The following is a 26,225-nucleotide window of genomic DNA, read 5'->3' on the forward strand; positions in this document are numbered from 1 at the left end:
CATGCATATTCACATTCTCGGTATTTGCGGCACTTTCATGGGCTCGCTGGCGGTGCTGGCCAAGGAACTTGGCCACCGCGTCACCGGCTCGGACGCCAACGTCTATCCCCCGATGAGCACCCAGCTTGAAGCCCAGGGCATCAAGCTGACCCAAGGCTATGACCCGGCCCAGCTGGACCCGGCGCCAGACCTGGTGGTCATCGGCAACGCCATGTCGCGTGGCAACCCGGCGGTGGAGTACGTGCTGAACAAGGGCCTGCCCTATGTTTCCGGCCCGCAGTGGTTGGCCGACCACGTGTTGCAGGGCCGCTGGGTGCTGGCCGTTGCCGGTACCCACGGCAAGACCACTACCAGCAGCATGCTGGCCTGGGTGCTGGAACACGCTGGCATGAGCCCGGGCTTCCTGATTGGCGGTGTGCCGCAGAACTTCTCGGTGTCGGCGCGCCTTGGCGATACGCCGTTCTTCGTGGTCGAAGCCGACGAGTACGACAGCGCCTTCTTCGACAAGCGCTCGAAGTTCGTCCACTACCACCCGCGCACGGCGATCCTCAACAACCTCGAGTTCGACCATGCGGACATCTTCCCCGACCTGGCCTCGATCGAGCGGCAGTTCCACCACCTGGTACGCACCATTCCTAGCGAAGGCCTGGTCATCCACCCCACCACCGAACAGGCGCTGGAGCGGGTGATCGGCATGGGTTGCTGGACCCCGGTGCAGACCACCGGCGAAGGTGGCCAGTGGCAAGCCCGTCTGCTCAGCCCCGACGGCTCGCGCTTCGAAGTGCTGTTCGACGGCGAAGCGCAGGGTGTGGTGGACTGGGCGCTGACTGGCCAGCACAACGTCGCCAACGCCCTGGCTACCCTGGCAGCGGCGCGCCATGTAGGCGTGGTGCCAGCCATGGGCATCGAAGGCCTGAGCGCCTTCAAGAGCGTCAAGCGGCGTATGGAGAAGGTTGCCGAAGTGCAGGGCGTGACCATCTACGATGACTTCGCCCACCACCCGACCGCCATCGCCACCACCCTGGACGGCCTGCGCAAGCGCGTTGGCGAAGCCCCGGTGATCGCCGTGATCGAGCCGCGCTCCAACTCGATGAAGCTCGGTGCCCACCGTGACGGCCTGCCGGAAAGCGTAAACGACGCCGACCAGGTGATCTGGTACGCCCCGGCCAACCTTGGCTGGGACCTGGCTGCCACCGCCGCGCAATGCAAAGTGCCCAGCGTGGTGGCCGACAGCCTCGAAGCGATCATCGAGCGGGTCAAGGGCCAGGCCCGCCCAGGCACCCATGTGGTGATCATGAGCAACGGCGGCTTCGGCGGCCTGCACGGCAAGCTGGCCGAGGCACTGAAGTGAGCGGGCCGGAACGCATCACCCTGGCCATGACGGGCGCCTCTGGTGCCCAGTATGGCCTGCGCCTGCTCGACTGCCTGGTGCGTGAGGACCGCGAGGTGCACTTCCTGATCTCCAAGGCCGCGCAACTGGTGATGGCTACCGAGACGGACGTGGTGCTGCCGGCCAAGCCACAGGCGATGCAGGCCTTCCTCACCGAATATACCGGCGCTGCCGACGGGCAGATCCGCGTGTATGGCAAGGAAGACTGGATGTCGCCGGTGGCCTCGGGCTCCGGCGCCCCGGCGGCAATGGTAGTGGTGCCCTGTTCCACTGGCACGCTGTCGGCGATTGCCACCGGTGCCTGCAACAACCTGATCGAACGTGCTGCCGACGTTACCCTCAAGGAGCGTCGCCAGCTGATCCTGGTGCCGCGCGAGGCGCCGTTCTCCACCATCCACCTGGAGAACATGCTCAAGCTGTCGCAGATGGGCGCGGTGATCCTGCCGGCGGCGCCGGGCTTTTATCACCAGCCGCAGACCATCGACGACCTGGTCGACTTCGTGGTCGCGCGCATTCTCAACCTGCTGAACATTCCCCAGGACATGTTGCCGCGCTGGGGTGAGCACCACTTCGGGGTGGATGATTGAAGCGAGCGCTGGTGGGCTTGCTGGCGCTGGTGCTGCTCGGTGGCTGCGCCACGGTGCGCACGCTGGATGCCAACAAGCCCGGGGCACCGGTGGTGTATGCAGGTACCCGGTTGGACTTGTATGTGATCAATGGCGGGTGCTGCCCGCGGGATCGTTACGGGGCTGAGGCGCCAGCGTATCCGGGGCTGGACCTGCCGGGGAGCATGTTGCTCGATACCTTGTTGCTGCCGTTGTCGTTGCTGACAGCGGCCGGTGTAGGCTTCCAGGCCACTGGTGGCCTGTAAGGGCCCTTTCGCGGGTAAACCCGCTCCCACAGGTACTGCACCAGGTCTGAAATCGGTGCAAATCCTGTGGGAGCGGGTTTACCCGCGAAGAGGCCCTGCCAGGTAAAGCCTACTTCTTGCCCAACCTGCGCAACTCATCCGACTCCACAATCCGCACCCCGTCCTCTTCCTCCAGCGCCAGCCGCCACAGCGCCCGGGCCAAGGTACAAGCCTCGATCCCCCGATACTTCCCGGGTATCAGCCTGGCAAACGGCGAAGCCAACTGTTCGCCGAGCCGCGGCTCGACCCGCTCACCCAGCAGCAACGACGGCCGCACGATGGTCAGCTGCGGCCAATCCTGAGCCTTGAGAGCCTCCTCCATCTCACCCTTGACCCGGTTGTAGAAAATCGACGATTTCGGGTCGGCGCCCAATGCACTGACCACCAGCAGATGCCGCGCGCCCAACTCCCGGGCACGCTTGCTGAAAGCCACCACCATGTCCAGGTCCACAGCGCGGAAGGCCGATTCGGAACCGGCTTGCTTAAGTGTGGTACCCAGGCAGCAATAGGCGATATCGACCCGCCCACCCAGTTGTGGAAGGAACACAGCCGGGTCGCCTACCGGGTTTTCCAGGTGCGGGTGCTCGGCCAATGGCCGGCGGGTAGGCGCCAGTACGCGAGTGATGGTGGGCTCGTTGAGCAGACGGTCGAGCAGGTGTTCACCTGTCAGACCCGTGGCACCGGCAAGCAGGACATGCTGAGGCGTCAAATACATGATGTCTCTCCCTTGTTACACACAAGCTTAGTGGCTGCCGGGCGTTTGCGCCTGTTCCCCCACGTTGGCCTGTGCGGCGTTACGCAATGCTTCTTCGGCCTGTTGCCGGCGCAGGTGCTGCCAGTGCTCAAGCACCTTCTGCGGCGCCCACAGCTGAGGTTCGGAGGCCTCGAAACCTTCCCTTTGTTCTCTTTCGGCAACGCTGGCGCGCGCCAGTTCAAACGCCTGTTTCAGGTCGTCGGTCTGGTTCAGCGCTTCGGCGAACAGGGCATCGCCGAAATAGGTGAAATCGGCTTCTTCCGAACAACCGAAAGACACGCGGTCGGCCCGGGCGGCGGTCATGATCAGCGTGCGCTCATCTTTGAGCGGCGTGATGTAGCCCCCTGAATAGCAGGCGGATATGACAATCACCTTGTCGCGGTTCTTCAGCGGTGCCAGCGCGCTCGCCAGCTCGTCGGCAGACAGATCGGCCAGCTGCAGGCGCGGTTGGTCGAGTACCAGCTGATGGTCCTGGCTGCCATGACTGGTGAGATAGATGAACACCAGGTCTTCGGGGCCGCTGCGCTCGGCCAGGGTGCGGGCGGCGCGGGTCAGGTTTTCGCGTGTGGCCATGGCTCGGGTGGTCATGTGGTCGCGGTGGTTGACCAGGGTCACCTGGCCACTGGCGCCAAAGCGCACCTTGAGCATGTTGCTGACATAGTCGGCTTCGCGCATGAACACGCTCTGCTGGCCATCGCCGGCCACCACCAGGCTGTATAGCTGAACTGGTGGCGCCGAGCGCGGTACCCGGGCCAACGCTTCATCCAGCAAACGGCCCTGGTTGAGCAGCGCCAGGTCCAGTGGGTCAGGCAACAGCTTGCCGTTCTGGTCCCGTACGCGCACGCCGTTGCTCCAGGTGCCACTTTCGACCTTGCCGTTGGCCAGGATCAGCCGGCCCTGGCCGTGGTAGGCATCGTTGAGAAAGCCACCGATATACTTGCTGCCGTCGGCCAGCTGCAGGCTGCCCTGGCCCGACAGTCGCCAGTCGGCGAAGGTGCCTTTGTAGTGGCTGCCATCGCTGCCCAGCAATTCGCCTTCGCCAACCAGCGAGCCGTCCTTGAATTCGCCGATCCACACATCACCATCGGCATTTTCGTAGCGGCCACGGCCTTCCAGGCGGTTGTCCTTGAACTCGCCGATGTACTGCTCGCCGTCAACGCTGTCGTAGGTGCCGCTGCCTTCCAGCTGGCCATTGATGAAGTGGCCGCTGAACTGGTTGCCGCTGGCATCGCTGCGCACCCCGGCGCCGTTGGGCTTGCCCTTGGCGAACAGGCCCTGGTAGCGGCTGCCGTCGGCCAGTTCCAGCTCGCCGGCGCCTTCGTACAAGTCGTCCTTGAACTGGCCGCGGTAGGTCTGGTCGGCTTGCTTGAGGGTGCCTTCGCCGTCGCGGCGGCCGTGGCTGAAGGTACCGGCATAGTGGCTGCCCGGGGTAGTCAGCTCGCCCAGCCCCTGGAACAGCCCTGCGGCGAACTGGCCGCGGTACACCTCGCCGTTGCGGCCGTGCCATTCGCCCTGGCCGTGCCATTGGCCGTCCTTGAAGGTACCGGCGTACCAGCTGCCGTTGGGGTAGTCGATCCGGCCCTCGCCTTGCAACAGGCCATCGACCACCTGCCCCCGGTACCGCCCACCGTCAGGCAGGCGCGCGTCCGGCGGGAGCAGCGATTCGCCATCGCCGCAGGCGGCGAGCAGCAGGACCAGGGTGACGGGGAGCAGTGAACGCATGGCGAGAACCGGGCAATAGGTCTGCCGAGTATGACGCAGAATGGGATCCTGAAACAGCGAACGCATGTGCTGGCGCAGCTCTCGAGCCTGCACTGCATTGAAAAGCTGGCACGGAACCTGTGGGAGCGGGCGTGCCCGCGAACACCGGCGAAGCCGGTGCCAGGCACCGTGTGGTCTTCTTCGCGGGTGAACCCGCTCCCACAGGTATTGCGGTGACCTTCAGCTTTGCGCAATCCCTGTGGGAGCGGCTTTAGCCGCGAACACCGGCGAAGCCGGTGCCAGGCACCGCGTCGCCTGCTTCGCGGGCACGCCGGCTCCCACAGTTTCCGTGTTGCCTTTGAGGTGCAATCAGCGCACGCCCGGCGACACGATGATCTTCACGTTCTCCTCCTTGTTGTTGACCAACTCCTCGAAGCCCAGCTCGACAATCTGCTCCAGCCCGATCCGCCCGGTCACCAGCGGGCGAATGTCCAGCCTGCCGTCAGCGATGAAGGCAATCACATCGGCGAACTCGCCGTTGTACGCCAACGCGCCCAGCACCTGCTTTTCGGTGGACACCAGTTCGAAGAAGTTGAACTCGCTAGGCTCCTCGAATATCCCCACCAACACGCACTTGCCCGCCTTGCGGATGGTGTCGATGGCCAGCTTGGCCGTGTGCTTGTTGCCGATGCATTCAAAACTCACATCCGCGCCCAGCCCGGCAGTGAGCTTGCGGATTTCCACCAGGGCGTCGCACTGGCTGGGGTCCAGCACCACGCTGGCGCCAACCTCCTTGGCCTTGGCCTTGCGTGCCGAGGACATTTCCAGGGCGATCACCTGCGCCGCGCCAGCCGCCTTGGCACACATGATGGTGCACAGGCCGATGGTGCCGGCGCCGACCACCACCACCGTCTGGCCAAGCAGGCTGCCGGCCTTCTTTACCGCATGCATGCCCACCGCCAGCGGTTCGATCAGCGCCCCGGCCTCTGCCGGGAAACCCTGCGGCAGCCGGTACAGCAGGTTGGCGGGCACGTTGACCAGTTCGGCAAAGGCGCCGTTGTTCATCAGGCCGGTGAAGGCCAGGCGTTCGCAGATGTTGTACAGGCCGTGGGTGCAGTAGTAGCAGGTGCCGCAATGCTGGCAGGCGTCCGCAGCCACCGGGTCACCGACGGCAAAACCTTCCACGCCTTCACCCAGCTTGGCGATCTGGCCGCAGAACTCGTGGCCGAGGATGCACTGGCCCTGGATGCCGGTCAGCGGGTGCGGTGCCTCCACCGGGATGAATACCGGGCCAGCGACGTATTCGTGCAGGTCGGAGCCGCAGATGCCGCACCAGTCCACCTTGATCTGCACCCAGCCGGGCGCAGGGTCGGCCGGCAGGGGCACCTGTTCGACGCGGATATCATTGCGGCCATGCCAGACGGCGGCGCGCATGTGGGTGTGGCTCAGGTCGTTCATTGTTGTTCTCCAGGCTCACGGAAAGGGCTTAGTGCTTGCGCAGGAACGCGAGCAGTTGCTGGTTGACCTGTTCGGCCGCCTCCATTTGCACCATATGGCCAGCCTCGGGCAGCACCAGTACTTCAGCCTCCAGCCCTTCGGCATGGCTGACCGGGATGATCGCGTCCTTGCCGCCCCACACCACCAGGGCCGGGTGTTGTCCCAGCACCCCGCGCAGGTCGTGGCGCTGCCGGTCGCCGTCGGCGATGGCCGATGCCAACAGGCGCAACGCGTCGTCCACGCCTTCCAGTCGCTTGAACTTGAGCATGTCCTCCAGCATCTGCCGCGTTACCAGTGCGGGGTCGGCAAACAGCTGTACCATCTGCGGTTTGAGGGCATTGCGGTTGGCGGCAGCGACGAAGCCTTGCAGGTACTGTCCGTTGATCTCGTCGCCCAGCCCGGCACTGGCCACCAGGCTCAGGCTGGCCACCCGTTGCGGCGCCAGGCGCGCCACGTTCAGGCTGACCGCGCCGCCCATGGAGTGGCCGGCCAGGTGGGCCTTGGCGATGTCCAGGTGGTCGAGCAGGGCCAGTACGGTTTCGCTCAACTCATCCAGGTCGCCCCGTTGCAGGGCCTTGGCCGACTCGCCATGGCCCGGCAGGTCGAGGGCGATTACCCGTCGCTCGGCAGCCAGCGCCGGGTGGTTGAACAGCCAGTTGTTGAGGTCGCCACCAAAACCGTGCACCAGCACCAGCGGCGTGCCGCCTTCACCCAGCTCGAACCAGCGCAACTGCCGGCCAGCCACTTCAGCCTTCTGTGGCGCCGGCCCTTGGGCCTGGTCGGCGCCACCCTCGGCAACGAACTCGGCCTGGAAGCGCTGCACCACGGCATCGATTTCAGCCTCTTCGGCTTCGCCTTCCACTACCACCGCCAGCAGGGCACCGACCGGCAGGGTTTCATCAGGCCTGGCCACCTGGCGGCGCAACACACCGCTGAACGGGGCTTCGACGCTGCTGCTGATCTTGTCGGTCTCGACGTCCAGCACCTCGTCGCCCTTGCTGATTTCGTCACCTTCCTGCTTCAGCCAGGTATCCACCCGGCCCTCGGTCATCGACAGGCCCCACTTGGGCATGGTCAGCGTATGGATCTGGCTCATGCGGCACTCCTTGCGGCTTCGATCACTTTGCGTACCGCAGCCTCGATCTTCGCCGCGTCAGGGATGTACAGGTCTTCCAGGGCATCGGAGAACGGCACGGGAGTATGCGGGGCGGTGACCATTTCGATCGGGCCCTTGAGCGCGCCGAAGGCCTTCTGTGCCACCAGCGCGCTGATGTCGGTGGCCATGGAGCAACGCGGGTTGGCTTCGTCGATCACCACCAGGCGGCCGGTCTTTTCCACGCTTTCCAGGATGCTGTCCTCATCCAGCGGGCTGGTGGTGCGCAGGTCCAGCACCTCGCAGTCGATACCCTGGCGGGCCAGGTTGTTGGCAGCCTCCAGCGCCACATGCACCATGCGGCCATAGGTGACCAGGGTCACGTCGTCGCCATCACGCAGGAAGTTGGCCTCACCGAACGGTACGGTGTACACCTCTTCCGGCACCTCTCCCTGCATGCTGTAGAGCAGCTTGTGCTCGCAGAAGATCACCGGGTCGTTGTCGCGGATCGCCTGTATCAACAGGCCCTTGGCATCGTACGGCGAGGACGGGCAGACCACCTTCAGGCCGGGAATGTGCGTCCACAGCGAGGTGAGCATCTGCGAGTGCTGGGCCGCCGCGCGCAGGCCGGCGCCGTACATGGTGCGCATCACCAGCGGAGTGACCGCCTTGCCGCCGAACATGTAGCGGAACTTGGCGGCCTGGTTGAGGATCTGGTCCAGGCAGCAGCCGGCGAAGTCGACGAACATCAGCTCGCACACCGGGCGCAGGCCCTGGGTGGCAGCACCGACGGCAGCGCCGACGTAGCCGATTTCCGACAGCGGTGCGTCGAGCACGCGCCCCGGGAACTGATGGTAAAGGCCCTTGGTCACGCCCAGCACGCCCCCCCAGGCGTCATCCTCGCCGGGGGCACCGGCGCCGCCGGCAACGTCTTCGCCAATGATGAATACAGTGTTGTCGCGGCGCATTTCCTGGGCCAGGGCTTCGTTGATGGCCTGCTGGTAGCTGATCTTTCTTGCCATGGTGATTCTCCTGTTGTTCTTGTAATCCGCGGCTCAGGGGTAGGCGACGTAGACGTCGGTGAGCAGGTCGGCGGGCTGTGGCTTGGGATCGGACTTGGCGCGGCGCACGGCGTCTTCGATCAGGTCCTCGACGCGGGCGTCGATGGCGTCCAGTTGCGCAGCCGTGAGCAGGCCGGCGCGGGTGGTCTTGTTGCGGAACTGCATGAGGCAGTCGCGGGATTCGCGCAGGTTCTTCACTTCGTCGGGGGCGCGGTAGGTTTGTGCATCGCCTTCGAAATGGCCGTAGTAGCGGCTGAGCTTGACCTCGATCAGCGATGGGCCTTGCCCGGAACGCGCACGTTCGATGGCAGCGCCGGCGGCCTCGTACACGGCAAAGAAGTCGAAACCGTCGATGGTGACACCTGGCATGCCGAACCCGGCCGCGCGGTCGGCGATATGGTCGCAGGCAACCGACCAGGTCGAGGCGGTGGCTTCGGCGTAGCCGTTGTTCTCGGCCACGAAGATGCACGGCAGGTTCATGATCGAGGCCATGTTCATGGCTTCGAACACGGCGCCTTCGTTGGAGGCGCCATCGCCGAAGAAGGCCACCGATACATCGTCGCGGCCTTTGATCTTGGCCGCCAGCGCCGCCCCGGCCACCAGCGGAGCGCCGGCACCGACGATGCCGTTGGCGCCGAGCATGCCTTTTTCCAGGTCGGCGATGTGCATCGAACCGCCTTTGCCGCCGCACACGCCGGTCTTCTTGCCGTAGATCTCGGCCATCATGCCGTACACGTCCACACCCTTGGCGATGCAGTGGCCGTGGCCGCGGTGGGTCGAGGCGATACAGTCGCTATCGCGCAGGTGGGCCATGACTCCAGCGGCGGAAGCTTCTTCGCCGGCATACAGGTGCACGAAGCCAGGGATCTCGCCGGTGGCGAACTCGACGTGCAGGCGTTCTTCGAAGGCGCGGATGGTGCGCATCACTTCATAGGCATGCAGCAGTTGTTCGGTACTGAGTTGATTGGACATCTTGTTGTTCTCCGGGGTTGTCTCAACACGGGGTTGCAGGGTGCAGCCGATGGCCACGGGGCACGGCCAGCAAGTGATGGCGGGCGGCGTGCGCCAGTACGGCCTCGACGTCCACGCTCAATGGGCCTTGGTGGTCGAGGGTGATGGTGGGGCTGTCATGCTCGGCGAATTCGATTTCGCGCTCGCCGTCCAGCGCCAGGGTGCCGCTGGCCAGGCTCAGACGATGGGCTACGCCGGGCGTCAGGGCGCCGCTAGCGGTGATGCCGCAGCCTTGCAGCAGGCCGGGTGCCAGTGGTGCGAGCAGCGCTTGTTCAGCACCGGGGTTCAGGCGTACCCAGGCACCGTGCGGGTCCTGGCGCGAGACCGGGCACCACAGGCCGCACAGGGCCGAGAGGCCGATGGCATGGGGTTCGGCGAAACAGGCGAAGACTTCGCAAAGGTCTTCGCTGCGGCTCAGTGCCCGAGCGCCGATGAAGCGCTGGGGCGAGACCGCCACCTCCACCAGTGCCCATTCGGCAAGCTGTTGTTCGGGCACCTTCACCAGCAGGCGCTTGTTGCGGCGCAGGCCGATGCTGGCTGGTACCCGGCCGCTGGCAAGCAGGCCGCCGGCCAGGCCGGCGCTGGTGGCCTCGCGCAGTTCGGGGAAGGCATTGTTGGTGCCGGTGGACAAGGTCAGCAGCGGTACGTCACCGGCCTCGGCAGCAACTGCCTTGTGGGTGCCGTCGCCGCCGAGCACTGCAATCATCGCCACGCCGCGTTCGACCATGCGCCGGGTGGCCAGGCGGGTATCGGCAACGGTCTGGGTCAGCGGCAGGTCGAGGATCTCGATGGCCGGCCAGTGCTGGTCCTGGGCGACCGGGCCCTGGCTGGCCTTGAGCACGGCAGCGGCGATGCCGGTCATGTCGCTGGGCAGCAGCACCTGGCCGATGCCGGTAGCACCGAAGGCAGCGAGCAGGCGCTGGATCGCCGATGCCTTGTCGGTACTCGAATAGAGCCCGGCATTGGCAGTCAGGCGGCGCAGGTCGCGGCCGGAGGCAGGGTTGGCAATGATGCCGACAGTTGGGGCGGGTAGCGGCATGGCGCACCTCGTTTCTTGTTTGCCAGTGCCGGAGCAAGCGCGGTGCCAGTTTTCCTTGGGTTGGCTGAAATCACCGGGGCAGAGCGGTTTCGTTGCGCTCTGGCCGGAACGTATGGCCGGGTTGGCGAGACGCCGGGTGCCAGCCGAGGTATGGCATGGCCGAGACGCTGAGACGCTGCGTCTCAAGCCAGCCGGTAATCACGCAGTGCTTGTCGGGGCATGCCCGGAAGCGCTTAATGGCCGGACAACGATAAAAACAGCAACGAGAACCGGAGGGCCTGAATGCTTGCCGCGAACTCCCGAGCCCATGTCGACTGCGTCAGCAGGGTGCTGAAGAATGCCGACCGCCTGCCGCAGGCGCCGGTGCCACCGCTGATCCTCGATTCATGGCGCCGTTCCATGGAGCTGTACCGCCTCGACCCCGGGTCCCAGCAGGGGCCGCGCATCCTGTCCCAAAGCCTGCTCAACGAATGCCGCGAGCGCGCCGAACTGTTCCTGCGCATCGCCAGCGATGCCGTGGCCCGCCTGCATGAGCGGGTGCGCGGTGCCGACTACTGCGTGCTGCTCACCGACGCCTTGGGGCGCACCATCGATTACCGGGTCGAGTCGGCCATCCGCAACGATTGCCGCAAGGCCGGGCTGTACCTGGGCACCTGCTGGTCGGAGGGCGAGGAGGGCACCTGCGGCGTGGCGGCGGTGTTGACCAGCAAGGCGCCGGTCACGGTGCACAAGCGCGACCACTTCCGCGCTGCGTTCATTGGCCTGACCTGTACGGCGGCACCGGTGTTCGACCCGCTGGGCGAGTTGCTGGGCGTGGTGGATGTCTCGGCCTTGCAGTCGCCGGACGACCGCCGCAGCCAGCACCTGATCCGCCAATTGGTCGAGCAGACTGCGCGCGAGATCGAAAATGCCTTCTTCATGCACAGTGCCCAGGGCCATTGGGTAATGCGTGCCCATGGCACGCCGGGCTATGTGGAAAGCCAGCCCGACTACCTGCTGGCCTGGGATGGCGATGGCCGTATGCAGGCGATCAACAGCCTGGCGCGCCAGCGCCTGGTGGAGCATCTGGGGCGTTTGCCCGAGCACATTGGCGAGCTGTTCGACATGGATCAGTTGCGCCGCGTGAACGCATCGTCCGCTCAACGCCTGCCGGGCCTGGGCGGGCTGTACGGCCGGGTCAGCGCACCCCGCCAGCGCCAGCGTGCGCAGCCGTTGCGCCAGGCCCAGGACGCCCGTATCGAGCAGCATCTGCGCCTGGCCACGCGGGTCAAGGACTGCAATCTGGCGGTGCTTGTGCAAGGCGAGACGGGGGCTGGCAAAGAGGTGTTCGCCCGCCAGCTGCATCAGCAAAGCCTGCGTCGCGATGGCCCGTTCGTCACCCTGAACTGCGCGGCCATCCCGGAAAGCCTGATCGAGAGCGAGCTGTTCGGCTATGTGGCCGGGGCCTTCACCGGGGCTTCCAGCAAAGGTATGCAGGGGCTGTTGCAGCAGGCCGATGGCGGCACGCTGTTCCTCGACGAAATCGGTGACATGCCGCTGAACCTGCAAACCCGGTTGCTGCGCGTGCTGGCGGAGGGTGAAGTGGCGCCGCTGGGCGCGGCGCGGCGGGAGCGGGTGGATATTCAGGTGATTTGCGCGACCCACCGCGATTTGGCGGCGATGGTGGAGGATGGGCGTTTTCGTGAGGACCTGTACTTCCGCCTGGCCAATGCCCGCTTCGAATTGCCGCCGCTGCGCGAGCGTGAGGACCGCTTGGGGTTGATTCACCAGTTGCTGGCCGAGGAAGCCGAGGCCTGCGGAGTCGAGGTGGTGTTGGCGGATGATGCGCTGCAGGCGCTGCTGGTTTACCGCTGGCCGGGGAATTTGCGCCAGCTGCGGCAGGTGTTGCGCTATGCCTGTGCGGTGAGTGAGGGCGGGCAGGTGCAGATGCAGGACCTGCCGCAGGAGGTGCGTGGCGAGGTGGTTGCTTCGGCTGAAGGCGGCATGTCTTGCCCGGCCCGGCAGTTGCTGCTGGATGCGCTGATCCGCCATCGCTGGAAGCCGGCCGATGCGGCGCGGGCTCTGGGAATATCGCGGGCAACCTTGTACCGGCGGGTGCATGAGCATCACATCGAGATGCCGCGGATGAAGGGCTGAGTCACGCGGACCTGTAGGAGCAGCCTTGTGCTGCGAAAGGGCCGGCATGAACAACAAATTTGTTTGGGAAGTAATGCCCTCTTCGCAGCACAAGGCTGCTCCTACAGGGCTTCTGCCAAACCGGTGACCCATAAAAAACCCCGGAACAAGTCCGGGGTTTTCAGTACATCACACTACGCGATCACTCCTGGCTAGCCAGTTTGTGCTCGAGGTAGTGAATGTTGACGCCGCCTTTGCAGAAACCTTCATCACGCACCAGGTCGCGGTGCAGCGGGATGTTGGTCTTGATGCCGTCGACGACGATCTCGTCCAGGGCATTGCGCATGCGCGCCATGGCTTCGTCGCGGTCCTTGCCATAGGTGATCAGCTTGCCGATCAGCGAGTCGTAGTTCGGCGGAACCGAGTAACCGCTGTACAGGTGCGAATCAACACGCACGCCGTTGCCGCCCGGGGCGTGGAAGTGCTTCACCTTGCCTGGGCTCGGGATGAACTTCTTCGGGTCTTCGGCGTTGATACGGCATTCCAGCGCATGGCCACGGATGACCACGTCTTCCTGGCGGAACGACAGCTTGTTGCCAGCGGCGATGCTCAGCATCTCCTTGACGATGTCGATACCGGTCACCATCTCCGACACCGGGTGCTCAACCTGCACGCGGGTGTTCATCTCGATGAAGTAGAAGCGGCCGTTCTCGTACAGGAACTCGAAAGTACCCGCACCACGGTAGCCGATCTCGATGCACGCATCGACGCAGCGCTTGAACACTTCCTGACGGGCTTTCTCGTCGATGCCCGGGGCTGGCGCTTCTTCCAGTACCTTCTGGTGACGGCGCTGCAGCGAGCAGTCACGGTCACCCAGGTGAATGGCGTTGCCTTGGCCGTCGGACAGTACCTGTACTTCCACGTGGCGTGGGTTGGTCAGGAACTTCTCCAGATAGACCATCGGGTTGCCGAAGGCTGCACCGGCTTCGGTACGGGTGAGCTTGGCCGAGGAAATCAGGTCCTCTTCCTTGTGCACCACACGCATGCCGCGACCACCACCGCCACCGGCGGCCTTGATGATCACCGGGTACCCGACGTCACGAGCAATCGCCAGGGCGACTTCTTCATCTTCCGGCAGCGGGCCATCGGAGCCCGGTACGGTCGGTACGCCCGACTTGATCATCGCGTCCTTGGCCGAAACCTTGTCGCCCATCAGGCGAATGGTGTCGGCTTTCGGGCCGATGAAGGCGAAACCGGATTTTTCCACCTGCTCGGCGAAGTCGGCGTTTTCCGCCAGGAAGCCGTAGCCCGGGTGAATCGCGGTGGCGCCGGTCACTTCGGCGGCAGCGATGATTGCCGGGATATGCAGGTAGGAATCCTTGGACGATGCAGGGCCGATGCAGACCGACTCGTCTGCCAGGCCCAGGTGCATCAGTTCACGGTCGGCGGTGGAGTGCACGGCGACTGTCTTGATACCCAGCTCTTTGCAGGCACGCAGGATCCGCAGGGCAATTTCCCCGCGGTTGGCGATCAGGACTTTTTCGAGCTTCCCAGACATCGTTGGCTCTCCGCGATTCAAACGACGGTGAACAGCGGCTGGTCGAACTCAACCGGCTGGCCGTCTTCTACCAGGATGGCGTCGATGACACCGCCAACATCGGCTTCGATGTGGTTCATCATCTTCATGGCTTCGACGATGCACAGGGTGTCGCCTTTCTTCACGGTCTGGCCAACTTCAGCGAAGTTCGGCGAGGTCGGCGAAGGCTTGCGGTAGAAGGTACCTACCATCGGCGAGCGGATCACGGTGCCTTTCAGGGCCGGGGCGGCGGCAGCGGCTTCAGTGGCCGGAGCGGCAGCGGCGACCGGGGCAGCAACAGGAGCGGCGGCTACCGGAGCCGGTGCGAAGTACTGCTGGGCAGCCGGGGTCTTGCTGTGACGGCTGATACGGACCGACTCTTCGCCTTCCTTGATCTCCAGTTCGTCGATGCCAGACTCTTCCAGCAGCTCGATCAGTTTCTTGACTTTACGGATATCCATTAATCATCAACTCCCAAAGGTTCGGTCAGGGGGCGAAATACAAAAAAACGTATCTGAAACGTTTCTCTCGAACCCTGGCCCACTGAGGCCAGGGTTTTCATCATTTGGGCTGTGCGTTGGCAGCCAGTTGTTCCAGCGCGGACTCCAGAGCCAGGCGATAACCGCTGGCGCCCAGGCCGCAGATCACCCCTACGGCAACATCGGAAAAGTAGGAGTGGTGGCGGAACGGTTCGCGTTTGTGCACGTTGGACAGGTGCACTTCGATGAATGGGATGCTCACCGCAAGCAATGCGTCACGTAATGCGACGCTTGTGTGGGTGAAAGCAGCCGGATTGATCAGGATGAAGTCCACACCCTCGTTGCGTGCGGCGTGAATGCGGTCGATCAGTTCGTATTCGGCATTGCTCTGCAGGTACTGCAGATGGTGGCCTGCGGCGCGGGCACGTTGCTCCAGGTCCTGGTTGATCTGGGCCAGGGTCACGGCGCCGTAGTGGCCAGGCTCGCGGGTACCGAGCAGGTTGAGGTTGGGGCCGTGGAGCACCAGTAGCGTTGCCATCTGCGGATTCCTTGGATTTGTAGGGCAATTCGACACAGCGCGGCGAGTGTGCCGTAAAGCGACGGCAAGTGTCCAGTTCCCGGCAATAGCCAGCACGATGTCCGAGGTTCGCGCGAAGTATGTGACCAAATAATTAAATTTGGTCACTGATTTCTGGATTTTTCACAGCTCGCGGGAAGTTATAGACCGACTTTGCCGCGCACGCGTGTGAGAATTTGCGCAAATTCACCGGCATTTATCTCGCCAATGACCCGATCAGCGGTTATTTCGCTACCGTTCGCGGCAAAGAACAGCAGGGCGGGCGGGCCGAACAGCTGGTAGCGATCGAGCAGGCTGCGTTGTTCGGCATTGCTTTCGGTGATGTCAAAACGCAGCAGCTTGAAGCCGGCCAGTTGCGCTTGCACCTGCGGCGCGGTGAGCACCTCGCGTTCGATCACTTTGCAGCTGATGCACCAATCGGCGTACCAGTCCAATAGCACCGGCTGGCCGGCTGCCTTGGCCTGGGCCAGGGCAGCGTCCAGTGCAGCGGGGGTAGTGATCGTCTGCCAGCTATCCGCCTGCACCGCCGGCCCGTTGCCGGTGGCCACAAGGGTTGCCGGCGGCAGCGGGCGCAGGGGGTCGCCCTGGCCGCTGAGGGCGCCGTACCAGCAGGCCAGGGCGTATACCAGCAGGGCCAGGCCGAGCAGTTGGGCCAGGCGCTGGCGTGCGGTCTTGACGACGAACTCGAGGGCACCGAGGAACAGCGCCACGCCAGCGGCGAGGAAGCCGACCAGCAGCAAAGTCAGCGGGCCTGGCAGCACTCGGCTGAGCAAGCCGATGGCCAAGCCCAGCAGCAGGACGCCGATGGCATTCTTCACCGTATTCAGCCAGGGGCCGCTTTTCGGCAGCCAGGCCGCGCCACCGGTGGCCACCAGCAGCAATGGTGCGCCCATGCCCAGGCCCAGGGCGAACAGCTTGAATGCGCCGCCCAGGGCATCGCCGCTGGCGCTGATGTACAGCAGCGCACCGGCCAGCGGCGCCGACACACAGGGCGAAACCAGCAGGCTGGAGAGTACGCCCAGTATTGCCGCGCCCAGCAGCGAGCCGCCCCGGGTGTGGCTGGCGACATTGTTCAGGCGGTTGCTCAGGGCTTGCGGCAGTTTCAGTTCGAACAGGCCGAACATGGCCAGGGCGAATACCACGAAAAACAGCGCGAAGGGCACCAGTACCCAGGCCGACTGCAGGCGCGCCTGCAGGTTCAGGCCGGCGCCGAACAACCCCATCAACGCACCGAGTACCGCAAAGCTGGCCGCCATCGGCAGCACATAGGCCAGCGACAGCGCCAGCCCGCGCAGGCCGCCGGCCTGGCCGCGCAGCACCACGCCGGAAAGGATCGGCAGCATCGGCAGAACGCAGGGGGTGAACGTCAGGCCGACCCCAGCGAGGAAGAACAGCAGCAGCGACTTCCAGGTCCAGGCGTGTTCACCGCCGGCCGGGATGCTTTTGCCGCCTTCGCCATCGATGTTCAGGCCTGCGGTTTCTGGCGGGTAGCACAGGCCTTTGTCGGCGCAGCCCTGGTAGCCCACCAGCAGGGTGAAGGCGCGCGGGTCATTGCGCGGCAGCTCGATATCGAGCACGCCGTGGTACACCTCGACATCGCCGAAGAACTCATCGTGCTTGGCCTCGCCCTTGGGGATGCTTGGTGTGCCCAGGGCAATGTCGGCCGGTTCGGTGCGGAACTGGAAACGGTGGCGATAGAGGTAGTAGCCGTCGGTTGCGACGAAGCGCAGCTTGATGGTTTGCGCATCGGCCTGGACCAGGCTGAGCTTGAACGCTTCGTGTACCGGCAGGAAGTCGGCGTTGTTGGCCAGCGAAGCTGCGCCGAGGGTGGCGCTGGGGCGGTTGTCGAGCAGGCCCGTGGCGAAGGCAGGGCTGGCCAGCAGCAGGAACAGCAGGAAAAACAGGCGGCGCATGGCGGACTCGCGAGGTGGAACGTGCTGGGCATGATAGCGGAGTTGGTGCGGGTTGGGGCCATGCTGGTGGCGGGGGCGACACATGGCCGCTGGCTCATGTGCTGCCTGTGTCGGCCTCTTCGCGGGTAAACCCGCTCCCACCTCGTCCGCATGAACCTCAAGCCATGCGCTATCCCTGTGGTAGCGGGCATGCCCGCGAAGAGGCCGGTACAGGCCAACCTAGACTCTGAAGGCCCGCACCGCCCGGTTCAGTTCACCACCCAGGCTCAGCAACTGCTCGCCTTGCTCTCGCCCCTCGCCAATGCGCTGCAGGTTGTCCTCACCCAGCTCATGAATCCGCTCGCTGTGGTCGCGAATCTCACTCACGGCACCACTCTGCTGCGCCGTGACATCGGCAATCCGCACCGCAGTGTCCGAAATGGTGCGAATGGCACAGACGATCTCGTCCAGCGCCCCGTCCGCCGCCTGGGCCTGGTTGGCCGTGGCCTCGGCATGCTCAAGCTGCGCACGCATCCCGGCTACCGAGCTTCTGGCTGCCTGCTGCAAGCGGTCGATCAGTGCCTGAATCTCGCCGGTCGCCCCGGTGGTGCGCTGTGCCAGCGAACGCACCTCATCGGCCACCACGGCAAAACCACGGCCCATCTCACCGGCGCGGGCCGCTTCGATCGCGGCATTCAGCGCCAGCAGGTTGGTCTGCTCGGCAATCGAGCGGATCACCGTCAGGACGCCGCCGATGGTGGCCGACTCCTCCGCCAGTTGCTCGATCATGCGGGCGTTGCCCTGCACCTCGTCGACCAACTCACGCAAGCCCGACAGGCTCTGGCCGATCACCGCCTGGCCCTGCTCCACTGCACGCCCGGCATCGCGGCTGGCGTCGGCTGCGGCGCTGGCGTCGCTGGCCACTTGCTGGATGGTCGCTTCCAGTTCACCCAAAGCATCGCGGATCTGCCCGGTGTCGCCGGCCTGGCGTTCGGCGCCGTCATGAAGGGCGGCGCTCATGCCGGCCAGGGCGTGGCTGCTGCCAGCCACCTGCTCGGCGTTGTGGCGGATGGTGCCGACCAGCTCTACCAGATACTGGCGCAGGCGGTTGAGCGATTCCTGGATGTCGCGCAGTTCGCGGTTGGTCCTGCCCAGGGCGATGGCCTCGGCGAAGTCACCCTCGGCCCAGCGCGACAGGGCCGGGGCCAGGCCGGTCAGGGTGCGCGCCAGGCGGCGTTGCAAGGTGTCGATCAGCAGGGCGATAAGCAGGATCAGGCCGATCATCAGACCCTGGATGATGCGCACTTCGCCGGCAATTTTCGCATGCTGGCCGCGTACCTCGGGCTCCAGTGCCGCAATGGCCTGTTGCACGGCCTCCAGGCGTTGGCCGGTGCTGGCAGCCAGAGCGACGCGGCGCTCGATCTGTTCGCGGGTGCGCTGCAGCTCGGCCGGGTAGCGGCCGAGCAGGCTCTGCAGTTCGCGCTTGAGGCCGACGGCAATGTCTTCCTGCTGGGCGCTGGCCTGGGTTTCCAGGCCCATCATCGCGGCGAAGTCGTCGGCACCGGACTCGGCGCTACGGGTTACGCCGAGCAAGGGCAAGGCATCGATCGCCTGGGCCTGGACACGGATCAACTGCAGCTCACGCTCCACTTCGTCGGCCAGCTCCGGGCGGCCGCTGCTGACCAGCTTGTCCCGGGCCAGCGACAGGCGACCGAGGTGCACGGTGGCGTCGAGCAGTGGCACCAGGTAGCGGTTTGCGTCGGCGCTGCCGCTGTCGCGGGCGTAGCCGGCCAGTTGTTCGAAGTTGGCACCCAGTTCCCGCTCGGCTTGCAGCAGCAGGGCTTGCGGGTCACCAGCCAGCTTGCCGGCGGCCAGTAGCTCCTCGGCGGTAAAGGCCTGCAGGCTGTCCAGGCTGGGGCGCAGTTTGTCGGCCAGTTCGCTGGGCCACTCGGCCAGCGCGGCCTGCAACTGCTGGTTGGCCTCCATCGCCGCGGCATGGCGCAGGGCATCGCCGCTGCCCAGGTACGCCTGGATGTTGCGGGCCGCCTGGTTCTGGAATTGCTGGGACAGGCCCAGGTAGCGCTCCATCAACTGGTAGGGGCGCTCCAGGGCCCGTTGCGACCACCACAAGGTGGCGCCCAGGGCGATACACACGGTTACCAGCAACAGGGTGTTGAAATTGGTCAGCCACTTCAGGCGCATAGCCGCGAGCTTCCTGCGGGGAGGGGAGAGGTCGGTGGCTGAAGTTATTGCGATTTTGTGACGGGGTGATGACGACAGGGGGGTGGCGCCATAAAAAAGTGGCACAGTGCCTCTATTGGTGACCGTCTACACTGGCCTATTCGCAGCACAAGGCTGCTCCTACAGAGCGTGCGATACCTGTAGGAGCAGCCTTGTGCTGCGAAGAGGCCAGTGCAGGCTATAAGAAACTCAAGGCTCCACACGGACTACGCAATTACGCCCGGCATGCTTGGCCCGATACAGCGCCTCGTCCGCCGCACTGGCCATGGTCAGCGCATCCAGCCCCTCATCCAACTGCACCACCCCTGCACTGAAGGTGCACTGCAAGTCCCGTGGCTGCGCCGGGTAGAGGATCTCGGCAAAGCGCCGGCGGATTTCGTCCAGCACCTTGTGCGCCGCGTCCAGCGCGGTATTGGGCATCACAATGGCGAACTCTTCACCGCCGTAACGGCCAATGAAATCGGTCTTGCGCAAGCGCTGCTTGAGAAACAGCGCCAGGCTCTTGATCACCCGGTCGCCCATGGGGTGACCGTGGCGGTCGTTGATCTTCTTGAAATGGTCGATGTCGAGCATGGCAAAGCACAACGGCAGCTGCTCGCGACGGGCGCGGAAGCTGCAGTCTTCCAGCAATTGCAGGATGTGGGTGTGGTTGTACAACCCGGTCAGGCTGTCGCGCACCATGCGCGCCTTCAGGTGCCGGGCGCGGGCGGCGCGGTTGCGCACGGTGGTGATCAGGTGGCGAGAACGAAACGGCTTGGTCAGGAAATCATCACCGCCTTCGCTCATGGCATCCAGCTGCTTGTCCAGGTCGTCTTCGGCAGACAGATAGATGATCGGCACGCTCACATAACGGTCGCTGTGGCGGATCACCTTGGCCAGTTCAGGGCCGGTGCAGGCCGGCATGTACAGGTCGAGGATGATCAGGTCGGGCTGGAAGTCAGCCAGCTCGGCCATGGTGCGGATCGGGTCGGTCAGGCTGCGGGTGATCATGCCGGCGCTGGCCAGCACGCGCTCGGTGTACAGCGCCTGGGTGCGTGAATCGTCGATGACCAGTACGCGCAACGGGTCGTGCTGGGTTGCATTGGTCAGCAGTTCGACCTTTTCCAACAGGCTGGAGGCTTCCAGGGTGCCGGTGAGGAAGTCCTGGCCACCGGCGCGCACGGCGGCCAGGCGGGTCGGGGTGTCGGTTTCGTGATGGCTGAAGAACAGCAGTGGTATATGTCGGGCCAGCCCCTGCTGCATCTGGGCAGCCAACAGCAGGCCTTGGCCGGCACCGTTGAAGTCGACATCCATGATGATGGCCGAGGGCGGGTATTCGCTGATCGAGGCCTGAAACGCCGCAGCGCTGGCAAGCGCCTGCACCACCAGGCCAAAGAATTCCAGTTGCTGGGCCAGGCGCTGGGCGCGCTCGTGGTCCTGCAGCAGGATGTACACCGGCTTGCGCAGGGGCGGCAGCAGCACCTGATCGAGCGGGTCGTCCTTGCGCAGGCCGCTACGCGTCAGCTGTTGGGCGGGGCACAGCGGGCTCGGCTCGGCTGCTTGGCTCATGTCCTGGCTACTTGTAGGTTGGGGTGTGCAGGGGCAATGATGGCTCTATGCTAGCAGTTCTTTTCAGGTGCGTGAGTGCCCTGCGTCAACAAAGCGGCCAGAACGAATATTCAGTTGCTGACCGATTGGTCGCTTATGCGTAAGGCGGTGTCTGCTTTATAGTGCTGCCACGCGGGCTTGCCGTGGCACCCTGGCGCAGGCCTGTGGTCCAAGCCCCTGAACCGTCGTGACTGATTAAGGACAAAGCCATGCTGGACTGGAAAAACCGCGAGGCCAAAGCCGAGCCCCGCGAGCGTGTCGACGGCCGTGGCGCCGCCGCCCGTAGCTATCTTGGCGGCCTCTGGAGCCGTGCCCTGGGGACCCTGATCGGGTTGTACCTGCTGGTGTGCATCGGCCTGGGCTGGTACTGGAGCCAGGAGCCGGAGCTGTTCCCGGTGCAGCAGAACGCCCAGGCCGCAGCCGAGCGTACCGGCCAGCAGATGGTGGTGGGCTACACCACTATCGAAACCCTCAAGACCGTGGCCGGCACCTTGCTGAACAAGCCGGGTGGCTACATTTCCAACGACCGCTTCCCGCCAGGGCTGTGGATGGACAACATGCCGAGCTGGGAATATGGCGTGCTGGTCCAGGTGCGCGACCTGTCCCGTGCCTTGCGCAAGGACTTCGCCCGTTCGCAGTCGCAGTCGACCGAAGACGCCGACCTGGCCAAGGCCGAGCCGCGTTTCAACTTCGACAACAAGAGTTGGATCCTGCCGTCGAGCGAGTCGGAGTTCGAAGAGGGCATCAAGTCGCTGACCCGCTACCAGACCCGTCTGGCTGCCGGCGACAAGGGCGCAATCTTCTATACCCGTGCCGACAACCTGAATAACTGGCTGGGTGACGTGGCCACCCGCCTGGGCTCGCTGTCGCAGCGCCTGTCGGCCAGCGTTGGCCGGGTCAAGCTCAACACCACGCTGAAGACCGAGTCGCTGGTCGCCGGCCAGGCGCCGCAGGTGGACGAGGAACTGGTGGAAACCCCATGGCTGCAGATCGACAACGTGTTCTACGAAGCCCGTGGCCAGGCCTGGGCGCTGTCGCACCTGCTGCGCGCCATCGAGGTGGACTTTGCCGACGTGCTGGCGAAGAAGAACGCCACGGTCAGCGTGCGCCAGATCATCCGTGAGCTGGAAGCCTCGCAGGAAGCCCTGTGGAGCCCGATGGTGCTCAACGGCAGCGGCTTCGGCATGTGGGCCAACCACTCACTGGTCATGGCCAACTACATTTCCCGGGCCAACGCGGCGGTCATCGACCTGCGTCAGCTGCTGTCGCAGGGTTGATGATGGCGATCAGCCCGAACGAGGCCGCCCACCGGGCGGCTTCCGACCGAGAACTGGTCACCTGGGTGGACGAAGCCGACCGGGTGCTGGGTGCCTTGCCCCGGGCCGAACTGCGTGAGCGCGGCCTGATAGGGCGTTGCACGTTCATTCTGCTGTTCAACAGTGCCGGTGAGCTTTGCGTGCACCGGCGTACCCTGAGCAAGGCGCTGTACCCGGGTTACTGGGATGTGGCGGCAGGCGGCATGGTGACGGCCGGGGAGTCGTATGCCGATTCGGCGGCGCGGGAGCTGGCCGAGGAGCTGGGGATCGACGGTGTGGAGCTGCGTTTTCATGAGCGGTTCTACTTTGACCAGCCGGATAACCACTTGTGGTGTGCGGTGTATTCGGCGGTGTCGGATGCGCCATTGCGGTTACAGCCGGAAGAGGTGATCGAGGCGCGGTTCATTGGCCTGGAGCAGGCTGAGCAAGAAAGCCTGACGAAGCCGTATTGCCCGGACTCGTTGGCGGCGTTGCAGCGCTATAAAGCCAGCCTGGGATAGTTGTTTTGGCAGTGCCGGCCCTTTCGCGGGCACGCCCGCTCCTACAGGGACAGTGCAATGTTCGAGAGCGGCGTCGGGCCTGTGGGAGCGGGCGTGCCCGCGAATAGTCGCAAAACATTCGCAAAATGCCGCATTCCGGTACTTAGCAACAGCGGGATTTATCGTTACACTGCGCGCCCTTTTCGGGCTGCCGCAGGTCTTGTGGCAGTAGCGCCGCCCCTGCCAGAGTGGGGCTTCGCGGTCGGGCTCAACCCCCTGGGGCCGACCAGTTTTTGTCCTCAGCACAGAGGAACAAAAGTGGCCAAGAAAGCTTCTTCCTTCGCCGCCCTTGGCGGTCTCGTTTACTCCACCGACACCGGTCGGCACTGCCCCGACTGTAGCCAGCCGGTGGATGCCTGTACCTGCAAGCAGCAGGTCATCCCCGAAGGCGATGGCATTGCCCGTGTGCGCCGCGAAAGCAAGGGCCGCGGCGGCAAGACCGTGACCACCGTCACCGGCGTGCCGCTGCCGCTCGATCAGCTCAAGGAGCTGGCCTCTACCCTCAAGCGCCGCTGTGGTACCGGTGGCGCCCTGAAGGATGGGGTCATCGAAATCCAGGGCGACCATGTCGAACTGCTGATCGGTGAGCTGACCAAGCAGGGCTTCAAGGCGAAAAAATCCGGCGGCTGATGCGGCCACGCGATTTTTTGCCCAGTGCTTTCTAAACTCGTTGCCGTGACCAGGGTCTATCCAGGGCACGGACGAATCGTCATTTTTGGCTTTTACACTGCGCCCGCCTCCTTGCGGGGCAGTGTCTTCGACTTATCTATAGGGGACTTGAATGTCCGTACGACGCACACGCAAAGACGATGGTAGCCAATGGACCGTGGCCGACAGCCGCAGTGTTTATGGCATCCGCCATTGGGGCGCTGGTTATTTCGCCATCAATGAAGCCGGGCGCGTCGAAGTACGCCCCAACGGCCCCAAAAGCGCACCGATCGACCTGTTCGAACAGGTCGACGAACTGCGCCAGAGCGGCCTGTCGCTGCCATTGCTGGTGCGCTTCCCCGACATTCTGCAGGACCGCGTGCGCCAGCTGACCGGCGCCTTCGATGCCAACATCGCGCGCCTGGAATACCAGAGCAAGTACACCGCGCTGTACCCGATCAAGGTCAACCAGCAGGAAGCGGTGGTGGAAAACATCATCGCCACGCAGAACGTCTCCATTGGCCTGGAAGCCGGCTCCAAGCCTGAGCTGCTGGCAGTGCTGGCGCTGGCGCCGAAGGGTGGCACCATCGTCTGCAACGGCTACAAGGACCGCGAGTTCATCCGCCTGGCGCTGATGGGCCAGAAGCTCGGCCACAACGTGTTCATCGTCATCGAGAAAGAGTCGGAAGTGGCCCTGGTGATCGACGAGGCCGCCGAGCTCAAGGTCAAGCCGCAAGTCGGCCTGCGCGTGCGCCTGTCGTCGCTGGCCTCGAGCAAGTGGGCCGACACCGGTGGCGAGAAGTCCAAGTTCGGCTTGTCCGCCGCCCAGCTGATTTCGGTGGTACAGCGCTTCCGCGATGCCGGCCTGGACCAAGGTATCCGCCTGCTTCACTTCCACATGGGCTCGCAGATCGCCAACCTGGCGGACTACCAACACGGCTTCAAGGAAGCCATCCGTTACTACGGTGAGCTGCGTGCGCTGGGCCTGCCGGTCGACCATATCGACGTTGGCGGTGGTCTGGGCGTGGACTACGACGGTACCCATTCGCGCAATGCCAGCTCGATCAACTACGACATGGACGACTACGCCGGCGTGGTGGTGGGCATGCTCAAGGAATTCTGCGACGCGCAGGGCCTGCCGCACCCGCACATCTTCTCCGAGAGCGGCCGTTCGCTGACCGCCCACCACGCCATGCTGGTGATCCAGGTGACCGACGTCGAGAAGCACAACGACGACGTGCCGACCATCGAGAACAAGGAAGCCCTGCCCGAGACCGTGCAGTGGCTGGTCGACCTGCTCGGCCCGACCGATATCGAGATGGTGACCGAGACCTACTGGCGCGCCACCCACTACATGGGTGACGTGGCTGCGCAGTATGCCGATGGCAAGATCAGCCTGGCCGAGAAGGCCCTGGCCGAGCAGTGCTACTTTGCCGTGTGCCGCCGCCTGCACAACTCGCTGAAAGCCCGCCAGCGCTCGCACCGCCAGGTGCTGGACGAGCTGAACGACAAGCTGGCCGACAAGTACATCTGCAACTTCTCGGTGTTCCAGAGCCTGCCGGACACCTGGGCCATCGGCCAGGTACTGCCGATCATCCCGCTGCACCGCCTGGACGAAGAGCCGATGCGTCGTGCCGTGCTGCAGGACCTGACCTGCGACTCCGACGGCAAGATCAACCAGTACGTCGACGAGCAGAGCATCGAGACCAGCATGCCGGTGCATGCGGTGAAGGAGGGCGAGGACTACTTGCTGGGTGTGTTCCTGGTTGGTGCCTACCAGGAAATCCTCGGTGACATGCACAACCTGTTCGGTGACACCGACTCGGTGAACATCTACCAGAACGCCGACGGTAGCGTGTACCACGCCGGTATCGAGACCCACGACACCATCGAAGACATGCTGCGCTATGTGCACCTGTCGCCGGAGGAGTTGATGACGCATTACCGTGACAAGGTGGCCAGCGCCAAGATCACTGCGCGGGAGCGGACCCAGTACCTGGATGCGTTGCGCCTTGGGTTGACGCGGTCTTCGTACTTGTCGTCGTGATCCTCGGGGGCCGCTTTGCGGCCCATCGCGACACAAGGCCGCTCCTACAGGGGGCCGCGAAACCACATGGAATTGCGGTTTCGCGGGAAATCGCGGCGCGAGCTGTTGTAGGAGCGGCCTTGTGTCGCGATCTGAGGGCGCAGCCCTCACCGCGTCATACTCGGTAATGATCCACCGGCGGTGCATTTCATCGCCACGCCTATCCTGTGAATGCAATGTTCAAAGGAAGTCGACATGGATCGTCACGGCAACCATCGCTTGCGCCAAGGGCGCTTTTCAGAGCCAGGACGGCTCTACCTGCTAACCACCATCACACGCCATCGCCTCCCGTTATTCGAGAACCTCTGGTTTGCGCGTTCGGCCATTCAGCAATTGCGGCTGAGTGATCGAGAGGGGAGTTGCCGTTCGCTGGCCTGGGTCTTGATGCCGGACCATTTGCATTGGCTGATCGAGCTCGGCCCGACCAGCCTGGGCAAACTCATGTGTGCCTTCAAGTCGCGAAGCAGTTGCGCGCTCTACCGTACAGGTGCCGAGCGACAGCACATCTGGCAACCCGGCTTTTACGACCGGGCGCTGCGCAAGGAGGAGGATGTAAAGGCCGCTGCCCGCTACATCATCGCCAATCCCATTCGGGCTGGGCTGGTGCGGCGGGCTGGTGATTATCCACATTGGGATTGTGTGTGGCTGTGAATCCGCAGGTGATCGCGATACCAGGCCGTCTCCATGTAGGAGCGGCCTTGCGTCGCGATGGG

22 protein-coding genes are annotated in these 26,225 nt (G+C 64.5%); 9 read left to right on the forward strand and 13 right to left on the reverse strand.

What is annotated here, in order from left to right; genetic code table 11:
* Position 1: 1 nt before the first annotated feature.
* The 3 genes from mpl to E5221_RS03285 are packed head-to-tail and all read left to right on the forward strand — an operon-like array spanning position 2 to position 2,261.
* Positions 2–1,351: a UDP-N-acetylmuramate:L-alanyl-gamma-D-glutamyl-meso-diaminopimelate ligase gene (mpl, locus tag E5221_RS03275; protein ID WP_247846851.1), complete on the forward strand. Its 1,350-nt coding sequence runs from the start codon at positions 2–4 to the stop codon at positions 1,349–1,351.
* A complete protein-coding gene (gene ubiX, locus E5221_RS03280) occupies positions 1,348–1,977 on the forward strand; it encodes a flavin prenyltransferase UbiX (protein WP_013970698.1) in 630 nt (209 codons plus the stop codon). The genes mpl and ubiX overlap by 4 nt, the downstream gene beginning before the upstream one ends.
* The gene (locus E5221_RS03285) at positions 1,974–2,261 is read left to right on the forward strand and encodes a YceK/YidQ family lipoprotein (protein WP_015268804.1); all 288 of its coding nucleotides are present in this window, start codon (positions 1,974–1,976) and stop codon (positions 2,259–2,261) included. Before ubiX ends, E5221_RS03285 begins: the two co-directional genes overlap by 4 nt.
* A 109-nt stretch (positions 2,262–2,370) precedes the next feature.
* Here the strand turns inward: E5221_RS03285 and E5221_RS03290 are convergent, their stop codons facing one another.
* The 7 genes from E5221_RS03290 to E5221_RS03320 form a co-directional block, all read right to left on the reverse strand.
* Positions 2,371–3,015 (reverse strand): oxidoreductase, encoded by a 645-nt coding sequence (locus tag E5221_RS03290; RefSeq protein ID WP_013970700.1) that lies wholly within the window; start codon positions 3,013–3,015, stop codon positions 2,371–2,373.
* Between the two features lie 27 nt (positions 3,016–3,042).
* On the reverse strand, positions 3,043–4,776 hold the full coding sequence (locus E5221_RS03295; RefSeq protein ID WP_102083471.1) for a C13 family peptidase: 1,734 nt from the start codon (positions 4,774–4,776) through the stop codon (positions 3,043–3,045).
* Positions 4,777–5,124: 348 nt separating this feature from the next.
* Entirely contained in the window at positions 5,125–6,189 is a 1,065-nt protein-coding gene (locus E5221_RS03300) for a 2,3-butanediol dehydrogenase (RefSeq protein ID WP_232881192.1), read from the reverse strand.
* A 52-nt stretch (positions 6,190–6,241) separates the two neighbouring features.
* Positions 6,242–7,348, reverse strand: a complete 1,107-nt coding sequence (locus E5221_RS03305) for an acetoin dehydrogenase dihydrolipoyllysine-residue acetyltransferase subunit (protein ID WP_247846852.1) — start codon at positions 7,346–7,348, stop codon at positions 6,242–6,244.
* Positions 7,345–8,367, reverse strand: coding sequence for an alpha-ketoacid dehydrogenase subunit beta (locus E5221_RS03310; RefSeq protein ID WP_013970705.1), 1,023 nt, complete (start codon positions 8,365–8,367; stop codon positions 7,345–7,347). Before E5221_RS03310 ends, E5221_RS03305 begins: the two co-directional genes overlap by 4 nt.
* A gap of 33 nt (positions 8,368–8,400) precedes the next feature.
* Positions 8,401–9,378 (reverse strand): thiamine pyrophosphate-dependent dehydrogenase E1 component subunit alpha, encoded by a 978-nt coding sequence (locus E5221_RS03315; RefSeq protein WP_015268810.1) that lies wholly within the window; start codon positions 9,376–9,378, stop codon positions 8,401–8,403.
* 22 nt (positions 9,379–9,400) lie between these two features.
* Positions 9,401–10,456, reverse strand: a complete 1,056-nt coding sequence (locus E5221_RS03320) for an NAD(+)/NADH kinase (protein ID WP_039614649.1) — start codon at positions 10,454–10,456, stop codon at positions 9,401–9,403.
* A gap of 282 nt (positions 10,457–10,738) precedes the next feature.
* Between E5221_RS03320 and E5221_RS03325 the strand changes: the two genes are divergently transcribed.
* Complete coding sequence (locus E5221_RS03325; protein ID WP_247846853.1) at positions 10,739–12,592, forward strand: sigma-54-dependent Fis family transcriptional regulator; 1,854 nt, start codon at positions 10,739–10,741, stop codon at positions 12,590–12,592.
* A 181-nt stretch (positions 12,593–12,773) separates the two neighbouring features.
* Here E5221_RS03325 and accC read toward each other — a convergent pair whose 3' ends face one another.
* The 6 genes from accC to E5221_RS03355 all read right to left on the reverse strand — a co-directional run bounded on the left by accC (position 12,774) and on the right by E5221_RS03355 (position 20,884).
* Positions 12,774–14,129: an acetyl-CoA carboxylase biotin carboxylase subunit gene (gene accC, locus E5221_RS03330; protein ID WP_003257054.1), complete on the reverse strand. Its 1,356-nt coding sequence runs from the start codon at positions 14,127–14,129 to the stop codon at positions 12,774–12,776.
* Positions 14,130–14,146: 17 nt separating this feature from the next.
* Positions 14,147–14,608: an acetyl-CoA carboxylase biotin carboxyl carrier protein gene (accB, locus tag E5221_RS03335; protein ID WP_247846854.1), complete on the reverse strand. Its 462-nt coding sequence runs from the start codon at positions 14,606–14,608 to the stop codon at positions 14,147–14,149.
* A gap of 100 nt (positions 14,609–14,708) precedes the next feature.
* The gene (gene aroQ, locus E5221_RS03340) at positions 14,709–15,164 is read right to left on the reverse strand and encodes a type II 3-dehydroquinate dehydratase (RefSeq protein ID WP_003255330.1); all 456 of its coding nucleotides are present in this window, start codon (positions 15,162–15,164) and stop codon (positions 14,709–14,711) included.
* Positions 15,165–15,343: 179 nt separating this feature from the next.
* A complete protein-coding gene (locus E5221_RS03345) occupies positions 15,344–17,116 on the reverse strand; it encodes a protein-disulfide reductase DsbD (RefSeq protein ID WP_247846855.1) in 1,773 nt (590 codons plus the stop codon).
* A gap of 219 nt (positions 17,117–17,335) precedes the next feature.
* Positions 17,336–19,297: a methyl-accepting chemotaxis protein gene (locus tag E5221_RS03350; RefSeq protein ID WP_247846856.1), complete on the reverse strand. Its 1,962-nt coding sequence runs from the start codon at positions 19,295–19,297 to the stop codon at positions 17,336–17,338.
* A 228-nt stretch (positions 19,298–19,525) separates the two neighbouring features.
* Positions 19,526–20,884: a diguanylate cyclase gene (locus E5221_RS03355; protein WP_015268816.1), complete on the reverse strand. Its 1,359-nt coding sequence runs from the start codon at positions 20,882–20,884 to the stop codon at positions 19,526–19,528.
* A gap of 248 nt (positions 20,885–21,132) precedes the next feature.
* On the opposite strand from E5221_RS03355, the gene E5221_RS03360 reads away from it, so the two are divergent.
* The 5 genes from E5221_RS03360 (at position 21,133) to E5221_RS03380 (ending at position 26,163) form a co-directional block, all read left to right on the forward strand.
* The gene (locus E5221_RS03360) at positions 21,133–22,200 is read left to right on the forward strand and encodes a DUF2333 family protein (RefSeq protein WP_013970713.1); all 1,068 of its coding nucleotides are present in this window, start codon (positions 21,133–21,135) and stop codon (positions 22,198–22,200) included.
* A gap of 2 nt (positions 22,201–22,202) precedes the next feature.
* On the forward strand, positions 22,203–22,739 hold the full coding sequence (locus E5221_RS03365; RefSeq protein ID WP_247847721.1) for an NUDIX hydrolase: 537 nt from the start codon (positions 22,203–22,205) through the stop codon (positions 22,737–22,739).
* Between the two features lie 297 nt (positions 22,740–23,036).
* Entirely contained in the window at positions 23,037–23,408 is a 372-nt protein-coding gene (locus tag E5221_RS03370) for a translation initiation factor Sui1 (RefSeq protein WP_003257057.1), read from the forward strand.
* 151 nt (positions 23,409–23,559) lie between these two features.
* Positions 23,560–25,473: an arginine decarboxylase gene (gene speA / locus E5221_RS03375; RefSeq protein ID WP_013970716.1), complete on the forward strand. Its 1,914-nt coding sequence runs from the start codon at positions 23,560–23,562 to the stop codon at positions 25,471–25,473.
* 234 nt (positions 25,474–25,707) lie between these two features.
* Positions 25,708–26,163, forward strand: a complete 456-nt coding sequence (locus tag E5221_RS03380; protein WP_015268818.1) for a transposase — start codon at positions 25,708–25,710, stop codon at positions 26,161–26,163.
* Positions 26,164–26,225 lie beyond the last annotated feature (62 nt).

Origin of the sequence: Pseudomonas sp. A2 (assembly GCF_023100865.1) — a bacterium.
GTDB classification, from domain to species: domain Bacteria; phylum Pseudomonadota; class Gammaproteobacteria; order Pseudomonadales; family Pseudomonadaceae; genus Aquipseudomonas; species Aquipseudomonas asiatica.